The sequence below is a fragment of the Nonomuraea sp. NPDC050556 genome (genome assembly GCF_044457355.1).
Classification (GTDB): Bacteria; Actinomycetota; Actinomycetes; order Streptosporangiales; family Streptosporangiaceae; genus Nonomuraea.
This window is the reverse complement of the sequence record NZ_JBITGU010000002.1, coordinates 1,143,536-1,155,975: the sequence shown is the minus strand read 5'-3', so window position 1 is coordinate 1,155,975 and position 12,440 is coordinate 1,143,536. Positions and strand designations below refer to the sequence as shown.

Sequence of the window (12,440 nt, the reverse complement as noted above, 5' to 3'; positions counted from 1 at the left end):
TCCATAGTTTCGTCAAGATCTTTTGGGGAGGAAGAACGCTCTGATGTCCTCGGCCAGCAGCTCGGGCACCTCCATCGCGGGGAAGTGGCCGCCCCGGTCGTACTCCCGCCAGTGCTCGGCCGCGCCCGCCGGGCCGACCTCGGACCTGATCGAGTTGTCACCCGCGAACACCGCCACCCCCATCGGCGGCCCCTGCACGGCCGGGGGCTCCTGCCCGGCGAAGGCCCGCCAGGCCCGCATGCCCTCGTAGACGCAGTTGGCCGACGCCGCGCCTGAGCCGGTGAACCACGTGACGCTGACGTGCGTGAGCAGCAGATCGCGGCCGACGGCCGCGTCCGGCGTCTCGGCCGCCGGGTCCGTCCACTCCTTGAACTTCTCCGCCACCCAGGCGAGCTGGCCGACCGGCGAGTCGTTGAGCAGGTAGCCCAGCGTCTGCGGCCTGGTCGACTGGAGCTGCAGGTAGCCGATCCCGTCGGACTGGAAGTCGTTGAACCGCTCGGCCCGCACCTTGTCCGCGTCCGAGAGCCCGTCGAGCTCCACCGGCGGCCCGAAGACGAACGGGACGGGCCCGTTGATGTGCACCCCGACCACCCGGCCCGGCGCCACCATCGGCAGCAGCCCGGACACCCCGGAGCCGACATCGGTCCCCTGTACGGCGAAGCGGTCGTAACCGAGCCCGTCCATGAGCGCCGCCCAGGCCTGCGCGACACGGAAGATGTTGCCCCAGCCCTCCTGGGTGACCGGGTTGGAGAACCCGTAGCCAGGCAGGGACGGGATGACGAGGTGGAAATCGTCCTTGAGCGGGTCGATGAGCTTGACGAACTCGACGTTGGAACTGGGCCAGCCGTGCGTGAGGATCAGCGGCAGGGCGTCGGGGTTGGCGGAGCGCACGTGGAAGAAGTGGATCCGCTGCCCGTCGACCTCGGTGGTGAACTGCGGGTAGGTGTTGAGCCAGGCCTCCTGCGCCCGCCAGTCGAACCCGTCGACCCAGTAGCCGGCGAGCCCCTGGAGATAGTCGAGCGGCACGCCACGCGCCCAGCCTTGCCCGGGAATCTCCCCAGGCCAGCGCGTACGGCCCAGCCGCTCGTGGAGATCGTCCAGCTCGGCCTGCGGGATGTCGATGTGAAACGGTCGGATCTCGGTCATGTGCTCACGCTAGAACGGCATGCGGAAGACTTCTTTCCGCATTCAAAGCGCACTTCAAACAGCCCGTCATCACGAGCACGACCGCCTCGCCGGTGGGGGGGGCACGATCACGGTGAAGAGCAAAGCGGGTGTGCGCACGACCGCGCCGCGCACCGGCTCGCTCGCCCTGGCGGGGCACGTGACGGTGGTGGACCAGCAAGACCAGAGCGCCACGGTCGCACCGGCCACCGTGACCGAGGGCGAGCGGTGCCGCACGGGACCCGCCCAGGCACTGAGCCGCTGACGGTCACGGCGACCGACCGCAATGGCGGGACCGCCTCGGTCAACGGCGTCGTCGTCGTGGACCCGGACCACCAGCCCGTGATCTCCGGCGTCAAGCTCCCCACGTGGGTCAAGCAGGGGCAGAAGGTGGTCGTCGAGGCGCGCGCCACCGCGTTCAAGGGCGTGGAGTCCGTCAGGGTCCTGGGCGGGGGCACGCAGCTGGGCATCCCGATGCGCCGCGTGGCGGGCGACGCCAGAAACGGCCTCTACCGGGGCGAGTTCGTGGCCAGGCAGACCATGAAGGCCGTCATCGAGGCCAGGGACGTGGACGGGCGCGTGGCGACCACGGATCCCCGACGGCTGGAAGTGCAGCTGGCGACCAAGCTGACCTTCGACGCGAGCCCGGAGCCCGTGCGCAAGGGCGGGAAGCTCCACGCCCGTGGCACCCTCAGGGCGGGCTACGTGGACCTGGCCGGGCGGCAGGTCAAGATCCAGTTCGCGAGGAGCGGCTCCTCCACGTACCGCACAATGGCGACCGTCACCATGACGGCTCTCGGCGGGTTCGATCGCGTGCTCAAGGCGAAGGACGACGGCCGGTGGCGGGCGGTCTACACGGGCACGTCCGCGTACGCCTCCGCCGTCTCCGCCGGCGACTACGTCAACGTGCGGTGACGATGCGCTCCTCTCCCGCGTAGACGTTGCAGCGCTCGTCGCGGAGGAAACCGACCAGGGTCATGCCGAACTCCCTGGCCAGGTCGACGGCCAGGGAGGAGGGGGCGGAGACGGCGCAGACCATGGAAAGGCCGGCGGCCAGGGCCTTCTGCATGATCTCGTAGCTGGTCCTGCCGCTGACCATGAGGACGTGGTCGGTCAGCGGGAGGAGGCCCTGCATGCTTGACCAGCCGACGAGCTTGTCCACCGCGTTGTGCCTGCCGACGTCCTCCCTGGCGATGACCAGGTCGCCCTCGGCTGTGAAGAGGCCGGCGGCGTGGAGGCCGCCGGTCTTTCCGAAGACGCCCTGGGCCGCCCTCAGGCGGTCGGGCAGGGCGTAGAGGGTGGCGGGCTCGACGGTGAACGTCGAACGGACCGGTGAGCAGCGGTCGTGCAACGCGTCGAGGCTTGCCGAGCCGCAGACGCCGCAGGCGCTGGACGTCAGGAAATGCCGGTCCAGCGACGGCAGGTCGGGGATCGGGCCGCGCAGCCGTACGGTCACCGTGTTGTAGCGCGCCTCGGGTGGGACGTCGTCATCGGTGCAGTACGCGATCGTGGCGATGCCGTCGGCGAGACCCTCCGCGTGCAGGAATCCGGCGGCGAGCTCGAAGTCGTGCCCGGGGGTGCGCATGGTGATGGCGACCGTCCTGCGGGTCTCGCCGTCCGAGAGCCTGATCTCCAGGGGCTCCTCGGTGGCGAGGTCGTCACGACGGTCCCGGGCGACATTTCCGGAAATTTGATGGATTCGGGCGCGGGTGGTCGGGCCCGGTCGGGTCACGGTCACAGCGGCTGGAGGGTGACGACGGCGTTGTAGTCGGGGATCCTGGCGTCCGGAGAGCGACGCGACTCGTCCAGCAACACGTTGCCCTCCGGCCAGTGGATCTGCAGGTTGCCCGGCATCACCGGGGCGCGCAGCACCTTGCCGGTGTAGGTGCGCTCGCCGGAGCTGAGCCGTACCGCGGCCCCGTCGGCCAGCCCCAGGCGGTCGGCGTCGTAGGCGCTCATCAGCACCGCCTCGCGCATCGCGCCGTTGAAGCCGTCCCGCCGCTCGTGGACCATGCTGTTGAACTGCTTGCCGCGCCTGGTCGCGACCATGAACGACCCGTCGGGCCGCTCCAGCCGGGGCAGCTCGACCGCGGAGAACCTGGCGAGCCCGTCCGGGGTCTGGAAGCGGCCGTCGGCGAACAGGTGGCGCCCGCCGTACTGCACGTTGTCCCCGAACTTCCGGAGACCCGCGATGCCCTCGTAGAACGGCACGGCTCGCTCGATATCCTCGCGAATGGCCGGGGTGCCGGTGTAACGCACGTCGATGGACGTCGCGCGCGACACCAGCTCGGTGAAGATCTTCCACTCCGGCCACGCCTCGCCGATCCTGCGCCCCTCGACCTCGGGGGAGAAGATGATGCGCCGCTCCGTGGAGGTCTCGGTGACGCCGCCGACCATCTCGTAGCGCGTCTGGGCGGGCAGCAGCAGCACGTCGCCTGCGGACGGCACGAGCATCTGCGAGGACAGCACGATGTCGATGTGCACGCGCAGCTTGAGCCGTTCGAGCGCTTCGCGGCAGTAGGCGGGGTCGGGGAGCACTTCGAGGAAGTTGCCGCCACTCGAGATGAGCACGTCCAGCTCACGCCGGTGAGCCGCGTCGATCATGTCGGTCGCGGTGAGGCCGGGCGTCGCCGGGACCTCGAAGCCCCACATGTCCGTAAATTTCGCGGCATTCTCTGGCGTGATCGGCAGGCCACCGGGCAGGCCAGTCGCATAAGCGCCCATCTCGGCCCCGCCCTGCACGCCGCTGTGCCCGCGGATCGGCATCAACCCGCAGTGGTCGCGCCCCAGGAACCCGCGCGCCAGCGCCAGGTTCACGATCGCCCTGACGTTCTCCTCGCCGTAGGTGTGCTGCGTGATGCCCATCGACCAGACGAGCACCGCCGACTTCGCCTCGCCGAGAAGCTGGGCGAGCTTGAGCATCTCCTGCCGGGTGGAACCGGACAGCGCCTCCAGCGACTCCCACGACTGCGCGGCCACGACCTGACGCGCGGCCTCGAAGTCCTTCGTGGCCGAATCGATGAATGATTTGTCGATCCAGTCGTTCTCGATCAGGTGCTTGAGCACGCCGTTGAGGAAGCCGATGTCGCCGCCGACGTTGACGCCGAAGAACTCGTCGGTGATCTTCGTGCCGAACAGCGCGGACTCCGCGTTCGACGGCACCCAGTACTTGTCCATGCCGGGCTCGCGGTAGGCGTTCACCATCGCGATCCGGGTGCCCGCCTTCTTCGCGTGATAGAGGTATTTCATCGCGACCGGCTGGTTGTTCGACGGGTTGGACCCGATGAAGACGATCAGGTCGGAGCCGATCCAGTCGGTGTAGGAGCAGGTCGTCGCCGCCGCGCCGATCGTCTGCTTGAGCGCGACGGTCGAGGGCGAGTGGCAGATGCGCGCCGCGTTGTCGACGTTGTTGGTGCCGAGCGCGCGCATGGCCTTCTGGGCGGCGAAGTAGTTCTCGTTGGGCACGCCGCGGCTGGTCAGATAGGCGCCGACCCGGGCCTCGCGCACCTGCTCGGCCGCGAGGTCGAGCGCCTCGTCCCAGGAGATGCGGGTGAAGCCGGGCTCGCCGTTCCTGCGCAGCATGGGGTACGGCAGGCGGCCGAGATCGCGCAGCTCGGCGGACTTCTTGCCGCTGAGCCCCTCGACATCTTCGAGAAGCGCGATGTCGAGGGCGGGCATCGTGTTCAACGGCAGCAGCCGGAGCCTGATGTTGCACAGGTGGATCTCCGGCATCGTCCAGTCGCGCATCCCCTGGGTGCCCAGAGCGCACCCGTCGCAGGTCCCTTGGTTCAGGATCCGCCATGCGAAACGCCTGTTTCCCTTGACCGACTTGAACGCCTTCCACAACTCCAGGTAGTTGTTCGGCTTGCGGAGCCCGAGGCCGAACGGTCGCCACGAAGCCCAGTTGCGCGGGTCAAGTCGCTTGCTCATCCCCCCATCTTCCCCCCGACGGCTCCCCGAGTCACCGCGACGTTCCTCGATACGGACCATAGAAGTACTGGAAAGATGGAGAGATGCCCGACTCGCCCTACACCGATCTGTCCAGGCCGCCGCTCAGCCAGGCGGCCCTCCAGCGCGCCCTCGTCCGCCCCGGCGCGCTGTGGACGTCGGTCACCGTCGTCGACAGGACCGGCTCCACCAACGCCGACCTGGCCCAGTCCGCCAAGGCCGGAGCGCCGGAGGGTGAGGTGCTGATCGCGGAGGCCCAGTTCGCCGGGCGCGGACGGCTGGGCCGGGTGTGGAACGCGCCGCCGCGCTCCGGCCTGACGTTCTCCGTACTGCTGCGCCCCGACGTGCCGGTGATGAAGCAGGGCTGGCTGCCGCTGCTGGTCGGCGTCGCGGCCGCGTCGGCGGTGCGCAACGTGGCCGAGGTGGACGCGGTTCTGAAGTGGCCCAACGACCTGCTGGTCGGCGAGCGCAAGCTGGCCGGGGTGCTGGCAGAACGGGTCGACGGCGCCGCCGTCGTGGTCGGGATGGGCCTCAACGTCTCCCTGCGCGAGGACGAGCTCCCCGTCGACACCGCCACGTCCCTGGCCGTCGAGAAGGCGCACTCCACGGACCGCGACCCGCTGCTCAGGGCGATCCTGCGGGAGATCGACACGCACTACCGCGACTGGGTCGAGGCGCGTGGCGACGCGGACGCCTGCGGGCTGCGCGCCGCCTACCAGGCGATCAGCGCGACCATCGGCAGCGAGGTGCGGATCGAGCTGCCGGGGGAGCGGGTCATGACCGGGCTGGCGACCGGAATCGACCAGTCCGGCCAGCTGCAGGTGAGAGCGCAGGACGGAGATCACTCGCTCAGTGCGGGAGACGTGGTGCACGTTCGTCCAACGGCATAGCCGACCAGCATCCGAAGTGGCACGATTTGCGACATGACTCTCCCCGACCACCATCTCACGCAGGGCGAACGGCGCATCCGCTCGTTCCACCCGCACTGGAAACGGCTCATCGGGCCGTTCTTCGCCCTCGTGCTGCTCGTCGTCGCGTGTGGCGCGGCGCTCTTCTTCATCCCGGGTGACTGGCAGTACGCGTTCTGGGGCCGCGTCGCCGTACTCGTGATCACGGTGATCCTGCTGACGATCTGGTCGTTCGTCCCCTACCTGAAGTGGAAGAACACCGGCTACGTGCTGACCACGCACCGCTTCACGATCAGCACCGGCGTGCTCAACAAGTCGACGGACGAGATCCCGATGACCAAGGTCAACACGGTCAGCTCCGACCAGACCTTCGTCGAGCGCATGCTCGGCTGCGGCACGCTCACCGTCGAGTCCGCCGGTGAGAAGGGGCAGATCGTCGAGAAGGACATCCCCAAGATCCAGGAGGTCAGGGCCGAGCTGTTCAGGCTCGTCGAGGACGCCTCGGACGGCGACGTCGACGGCCGATAGCCTCAGACCATGACCAGGCCGACCGCTGAGGACATCGAGCGGCTCTTCGTCGGGCCGGGCGCGCGCTACACCCGGGCCGAGGTCGCGGCCCACTCCGGCGTGTCGCCCGAGCTGGCCGAACGCCTGTGGCGGGCGCTCGGCTTCGCCACCCTCGCCGACGACGCCGTGGCCTTCACCGACGCGGACGTCGCCGCCATGCGCCAGGTGTCCACGATGCTCGGCACCGGCCTCATCGACGACGACACCGCGATCCGCATGGCCAGGGCGCTCGGGCAGACCACGGCCAGGCTGGCGCAGTGGCAGGCGGAGATCATGATCGGCGCCATGCTGCCGCCGGACGGGTCGCCGACGGACGAGCAGATCGGCAAGGTCCTCGAGGTGTCCGAGCGGCTGCTGCCCGGGTTCGAGCAGGTGCTCGTCCACGTCTGGCGCTCCCAGCTCGCCGCAGCGGGCACCAGGCTGCTGACGATCGCCGACATCAACGAGGAGGTCGCGCCGACCCGCGCCACGATGGCCGTCGGCTTCGCCGACCTGGTCTCCTTCACCAGGCGGGCCAGGGAGCTCGACGAGCGCGAGCTCGCCGACCTGGTCGAGGGGTTCGAGTCGCGCGCCGCCGACGTCGTGGCCGCGCACGGGGCCAGGCTGGTCAAGACGCTCGGCGACGAGGTGCTGTTCACCGCGCCGACGCCGGAGCAGGCGGCCGCGATCGCGCTGGAGCTGGTGGGGGAGGAGATGCGGGTCGGCATGGCGTACGGTCCCGTGCTGCCGATGATGGGCGACGTCTTCGGCACCACGGTCAACCTGGCCGCCAGGCTCACCGCGCTCGCCAGGCCGGGCACGATCGTCGTGGACGCCGCTCTGGCCGAGGCTCTGGACGCCTTCGAGGTCGTACGCATCAGGCGGCGGCCGGTGCGCGGCCTCGGGATGGTCCAGCCGTACGTCTTGCGGAGATCTTCGTCTTGAAAGCAAGATGACCTGCATGCCGTACGAAGTCCAAGGTGTCATCGCCCGCGGTAAGGGCCAGGAAGTGTCCGTCGAGACCGTGCTCGTGCCCGACCCGGGTCCCGGCGAGGCGGTGGTGAACGTGCAGGCCTGCGGGGTCTGCCACACCGACCTCCACTATCGGGAGGGCGGGATCAACGACGACTTCCCCTTCCTGCTGGGCCACGAGGCGGCCGGGGTGGTCGAGGCGGTGGGGTCCGGGGTGACCGGGCTGGAGCCCGGCGACTACGTGATCCTCAACTGGCGGGCGGTGTGCGGGCAGTGCCGCTCCTGCCTGCGCGGGCGGCCGCAGTACTGCTTCGCCACGCACAACGCCAAGCAGAAGATGACGCTCAAGGACGGCACCGAGCTGTCTCCCGCGCTGGGGATCGGCGCGTTCATCGAGAAGACGCTGGTCGCGGCCGGGCAGTGCACGAAGGTCTCGGCTGAGGCGCCGGCGCAGGTGGCCGGGCTGCTCGGGTGCGGCGTGATGGCCGGGCTGGGCGCGGCGATCAACACCGGCGGGGTGACGCGGGGGGACACCGTCGCGGTCATCGGGTGCGGCGGGGTCGGCAACGCGGCGATCCTGGGCGCCTCGCTCGCCGGGGCCTCTCGGATCATCGCCGTCGACGTGGACGCGCGGAAGCTCTCCTGGGCCCAGGAGTTTGGCGCCACCCACGTCGTGAATTCTCGCGAAGAAGATGCTGTCGAGGCCATTCGTGGCCTGACAGGCGGCAACGGGGCAGATGTCGTGATCGAGGCGGTCGGCCGTCCCGAGACCTACAAGCAGGCCTTCTACGCCCGTGACCTGGCCGGGACCGTGGTGCTGGTCGGCGTGCCGACGCCGGAGATGCAGCTGGAGCTGCCGCTGCTGGACGTGTTCGGGCGCGGCGGGTCGCTGAAGTCCTCCTGGTACGGCGACTGCCTGCCGTCGCGCGACTTCCCCATGCTCATCGACCTGTTCCTGCAGAACCGGCTGCCGCTGGACAAGTTCGTGTCAGAGACGATCGCGCTCGACCAGGTCGAGGAGGCCTTCGCCAAGATGCACCGCGGCGAGGTGCTGCGTTCGGTGGTGCTCCTGTGATCGATCGCGTCGTTACTTCCGGCACCTTCTCCCTCGACGGCGGCACCTGGGAGGTCGACAACAACGTCTGGATCGTCGGCGACGCGCGCGAGGTCGTCGTCATCGACGCGGCGCACTCCGCCTCGGCGATCCTCGACCGCGTGCACGGGCGCACGATCAAGGCCGTGGTGTGCACGCACGCGCACAACGATCACATCAACGCCGCCTCCTCGCTGGACGCGCCGATCCGGCTGCACCCTGCCGACCAGGTTCTCTGGGAGCAGCAGTACGGCGACGCCGTGCCGTACGAGCCGTTGAGCGACGGCGAGAAGATCGAGGTCGGCGGGATCACTCTGGAGGTTCTACACACGCCGGGACATTCGCCCGGCGCGGTGTGCCTCTACGCGCCCGACCTCGGCGTGGTGTTCACCGGGGACACGCTCTTCAAGGGCGGGCCCGGCGCGACCGGGCGCTCGTACTCCTCCTACGACACGATCGTCGAGTCCATCAAGGGGCGGTTGCTCGTCCTGCCGCCGGAGACGGTGGTGCACACCGGACACGGAGACTCCACCACCATTGGCGCGGAGGCCTTCTGACCTGGTTTTATGCGGGGAAGCTTCTTGTGGCCTATCTAACATAGGCAAGCCTTACCAAAGTGGGTTATCTTAGGTGTGCCTAACCTACTTCTGCGCGAGAGGCTTCCCCCGGATGTACGTGTGTGTCTGTCGTGCTGTGACCGAGAACGAGGTCCACGACTGCATCGCGGCGGGCGCCAAGAGCGCGCGGCAGATCCGCGACACCACCGGTGCCGGTGGCGACTGTGCCTCTTGCGTGCGGAAGATCTGTGCGATCCTGAAGCGGTCTGAGGACCTGATTCCGACCGCATAGCACGAGGGGCCCGTCCATATGCAGGGCGACAAGCAGATCATCGAGCTGCTCAACGAGCAGTTGACCGCGGAGCTCACCGCGATCAACCAGTACTTCCTCCACGCCAAGATGCAGGAGAACTGGGGCTACACGAGGCTGGCCAAGCACACTCGCGACGAGTCGATCGACGAGATGCGGCACGCCGAGAAGCTGACCGACCGGATCCTTTTCCTGGAGGGGCTGCCCAACTACCAGCGGCTTGGCACGCTGCACATCGGGCAGACGGTGGAGGAGCAGCTCAAGGCCGACCTGGAGGTCGAGCTGAGCGTGGTGCAGCGGCTCAAGCCGGGCATCCAGCTGATGCGGGAGAAGGGCGACACGACGTCGGCGCGGCTCTTCGAGGACATCCTGGAGGACGAGGAGCACCACATCGACTACCTGGAGACGGAGCTCTCGTTGATCGAGAGCTTGGGGGAGCAGCTCTACCTCGCCCGCTACGCCGAGCCACCTTCGGCGGACTAGCGTTTTTCAGCTTTGGACGCCCGCCCGACTCCGTGTCGCGGCGGGCGTCGCGCATCCCACCCCCACGCACCTCCCTTCCACATTCGCCTCCTACTTCCTTCCGCACACCGTGACCCGCCCACCCTCCGCCCGCCCACCCGCCCTTGGCCCCGCTCGGGCCGGCCACCTCTGGCAGTGCCCGTCCGTACATGGGGCCCTCTAAGGGGGCGACCGGGGTCCCGACGGCCACCCGTCGGCATCGATGGGTTGGTGTCTGGGCAAACCCCTCAGGAAGCGATGGTCAGGCGACACGCCTGCAGGATGACTTTCTCGCGGCGGTGTCGGATTTACTCTCGAAAGAGTTTCCCCGTGTTGGCCGGGCAGGGCGGTTATTTAACCCCGACTAACCGACATTTATCAGCGTTTGCCCAGGTCAATGGATAGGTCAACGACGAGTCAAACTGCGCGCTGCACCCGGGAAACGATCGCCTAAGGTCCTACGATCGCTCCATGACCTGCGTACTTCTCGCCGAGGATGACACCTCGATTTCCGAGCCACTCGCGCGCGCCCTGCGCCGCGAGGGCTACCAGGTTGAGGTGAGCCCCGACGGCCCGCAGGCCCTCGAACGGGCTCTGTCGGGTGGCATCGACCTCATCGTTCTCGACCTGGGCCTACCTGAGATGGACGGCCTCGAGGTCGCCCGTCGCATCAGGGCCGAAGGCCACGGCACCCCGGTGCTGATCCTGACCGCCCGCGTCGACGAGGTCGACACCGTCGTCGGCCTCGACGCCGGCGCCGACGACTACGTCACCAAGCCGTTCCGCCTCGCTGAACTGCTCGCCCGCGTGCGCGCACTGCTCAGGAGGGGTACGTCGGAGACGCCCGTCGTCCAGGGCGTGCGCATCGACGCCGACTCCCGCCGCGCCTGGATGGGCGAGAAGGAGCTGCACCTGACCACCAAGGAGTTCGACCTGCTGCGCGTGCTCGTGCGCGACGCCGGCAAGGTCGTCACCCGCGAGCAGATCATGCGCGAGGTGTGGGACACCAACTGGTGGGGTTCGACCAAGACCCTCGACATGCACATCTCGTGGCTGCGCCGCAAGCTCGGTGACGACGCCGCCAAGCCGCGCTACATCACTACGGTCCGGGGAGTCGGCTTCCGGTTCGAGCGAGAGTAGGCAGTGCGCCGCCGCCTACTCTCCTCCACCCTGGTCGTCGCGGTCATCGCGGTGTTGCTGCTCGGGGTGCCTCTGGGCATCGTGGTCAGCCGCCTGATCGTCGACGAGGCGGCCCAGGAGCTGCAAGGGGAGGCAAGCCGCCTGGTTCAGGAGGTGGAATACTCCCGCATCCAGGAGGTGCCGCTCGACCCGCAGCAGCTGGAGCAGAAGTACCCCGACAGGTACATCCAGATCTACGAGAACGGCACCCCACCCAAGGCCACGATCGTCGGCACCCCTCCGCCGTCGGGCCATTCGATGACCGAGCCGGCTACGTCGGACAGCGGCATCTATGTCCGGGTGAGCCGTGACAAGGACCAGGTTGAGCAGGACGTTCGCGCCCGCCTGCTACTCATTGTGGCCCTGGCCGTCGCGGCTCTCTCGGTGGCTGTGGGGCTCGCGCTCGTCCAGTCCCGGCGGCTGACCCTGCCCCTCCAGGATCTCGCCAAGATCGCTGAACGGCTCGGCTCCGGTGACGCCAGGCCGTCCAAGCACCGGTACGGCATCCCCGAGCTCGACCGCGTGGCAGAGGTGCTCGACCGCAGCGCGACCCGCATCTCCGACCTGCTGACCCGCGAACGCGAGTTCGCCACCGACGCCTCGCACCAGTTGCGTACCCCCCTCACCGGGCTCACGATGCGGCTGGAGGAGATCGTCGCGGCCTCCGACCAGCCCGCCATCGTCCGCGAGGAGGGCGAGGCGGCGATCGTGCAGGCGGAGCGGCTGACCGCGGTGATCGACGAACTGCTCGCCGCCGCTCGTCGTCAGCGGCACGCGCAGGCCGAGCCGATGTCGGTGGACGAGATCCTCATCCAGCAGATCACCGAGTGGGAGCCTGTCTTCCGCAGTCATGGCAGGACGATCGTCCGGGACGGCACGCGCGGACTCAAGGCGCTGGCCACGACCGGCGGCTTCGGCCAGGTGATCGCGTCGTTGCTGGAGAACTCACTGCAGCACGGCGGCGGGCCGGTGACCGTCACCACCAGCAGTAGTGACAACTACATCGTCATAGAGGTCGAGGACCAGGGGCCCGGCATCGCCGACGACATCGCGCCGAAGGTCTTCGAGCGCAACGTCAGCGGTGGTGGCGGCACAGGTCTGGGCCTGACGCTGGCCCGCGCCCTGGCCGCTGCGGACGGTGGAAGACTTGAGCTGGTACGGCGGCGCCCGGCGGCTTTCGCCCTGTTCCTACGCCCAGCTGATGACAACGGCAGAAACCGCGTAGTAAGCGGCCCCGCCTAACCCGTAAGCCCAGCCGTACC

The 12,440-nt window shown here is 68.7% G+C and carries 14 protein-coding genes; 11 read left to right on the top strand and 3 right to left on the bottom strand.

Annotation, left to right across the window (positions count from 1 at the left end; genetic code table 11):
- Positions 1-12: 12 nt before the first annotated feature.
- Positions 13-1,146 (bottom strand): epoxide hydrolase family protein, encoded by a 1,134-nt coding sequence (locus tag ACIBG8_RS23460; protein ID WP_397345037.1) that lies wholly within the window; start codon positions 1,144-1,146, stop codon positions 13-15.
- Between the two features lie 112 nt (positions 1,147-1,258).
- Between ACIBG8_RS23460 and ACIBG8_RS23455 the strand changes: the two genes are divergently transcribed.
- Both ACIBG8_RS23455 and ACIBG8_RS23450 read left to right on the top strand, forming a co-directional pair.
- On the top strand, positions 1,259-1,429 hold the full coding sequence (locus tag ACIBG8_RS23455; protein WP_397345036.1) for a hypothetical protein: 171 nt from the start codon (positions 1,259-1,261) through the stop codon (positions 1,427-1,429).
- Positions 1,393-2,079 carry a hypothetical protein gene (locus ACIBG8_RS23450; protein ID WP_397345035.1) on the top strand — a complete coding sequence of 229 codons (687 nt, stop codon included), beginning with the start codon at positions 1,393-1,395 and terminating at the stop codon, positions 2,077-2,079. Before ACIBG8_RS23455 ends, ACIBG8_RS23450 begins: the two co-directional genes overlap by 37 nt.
- On the opposite strand, the gene fdhD is transcribed toward ACIBG8_RS23450, so the two are convergent.
- Entirely contained in the window at positions 2,066-2,902 is an 837-nt protein-coding gene (gene fdhD, locus ACIBG8_RS23445) for a formate dehydrogenase accessory sulfurtransferase FdhD (protein ID WP_397345034.1), read from the bottom strand. The genes ACIBG8_RS23450 and fdhD overlap by 14 nt on opposite strands.
- A complete protein-coding gene (locus ACIBG8_RS23440; RefSeq protein ID WP_397345033.1) occupies positions 2,899-5,094 on the bottom strand; it encodes an FdhF/YdeP family oxidoreductase in 2,196 nt (731 codons plus the stop codon). The genes fdhD and ACIBG8_RS23440 overlap by 4 nt, the downstream gene beginning before the upstream one ends.
- Positions 5,095-5,177: 83 nt before the next feature.
- On the opposite strand from ACIBG8_RS23440, the gene ACIBG8_RS23435 reads away from it, so the two are divergent.
- From ACIBG8_RS23435 to ACIBG8_RS23395, 9 genes are all read left to right on the top strand, one after another.
- Positions 5,178-6,002, top strand: a complete 825-nt coding sequence (locus ACIBG8_RS23435) for a biotin--[acetyl-CoA-carboxylase] ligase (RefSeq protein ID WP_397345032.1) — start codon at positions 5,178-5,180, stop codon at positions 6,000-6,002.
- Between the two features lie 33 nt (positions 6,003-6,035).
- Positions 6,036-6,548: a PH domain-containing protein gene (locus tag ACIBG8_RS23430; protein ID WP_397345031.1), complete on the top strand. Its 513-nt coding sequence runs from the start codon at positions 6,036-6,038 to the stop codon at positions 6,546-6,548.
- Positions 6,549-6,557: 9 nt separating this feature from the next.
- A complete protein-coding gene (locus tag ACIBG8_RS23425; protein WP_397345030.1) occupies positions 6,558-7,511 on the top strand; it encodes an adenylate/guanylate cyclase domain-containing protein in 954 nt (317 codons plus the stop codon).
- A 16-nt stretch (positions 7,512-7,527) separates the two neighbouring features.
- Positions 7,528-8,613, top strand: a complete 1,086-nt coding sequence (locus ACIBG8_RS23420) for an S-(hydroxymethyl)mycothiol dehydrogenase (RefSeq protein WP_397345029.1) — start codon at positions 7,528-7,530, stop codon at positions 8,611-8,613.
- Complete coding sequence (locus tag ACIBG8_RS23415; protein WP_397345028.1) at positions 8,610-9,188, top strand: MBL fold metallo-hydrolase; 579 nt, start codon at positions 8,610-8,612, stop codon at positions 9,186-9,188. Before ACIBG8_RS23420 ends, ACIBG8_RS23415 begins: the two co-directional genes overlap by 4 nt.
- Before the next feature lie 112 nt (positions 9,189-9,300).
- Positions 9,301-9,480: a bacterioferritin-associated ferredoxin gene (locus ACIBG8_RS23410; RefSeq protein ID WP_397345027.1), complete on the top strand. Its 180-nt coding sequence runs from the start codon at positions 9,301-9,303 to the stop codon at positions 9,478-9,480.
- An 18-nt stretch (positions 9,481-9,498) separates the two neighbouring features.
- Entirely contained in the window at positions 9,499-9,981 is a 483-nt protein-coding gene (bfr, locus tag ACIBG8_RS23405; RefSeq protein WP_397345026.1) for a bacterioferritin, read from the top strand.
- A 489-nt stretch (positions 9,982-10,470) separates the two neighbouring features.
- Positions 10,471-11,139 (top strand): response regulator transcription factor, encoded by a 669-nt coding sequence (locus ACIBG8_RS23400; protein ID WP_043620820.1) that lies wholly within the window; start codon positions 10,471-10,473, stop codon positions 11,137-11,139.
- 3 nt (positions 11,140-11,142) lie between these two features.
- Positions 11,143-12,420, top strand: coding sequence for an ATP-binding protein (locus ACIBG8_RS23395; RefSeq protein WP_397345025.1), 1,278 nt, complete (start codon positions 11,143-11,145; stop codon positions 12,418-12,420).
- The last annotated feature ends 20 nt before the right edge of the window (positions 12,421-12,440 follow it).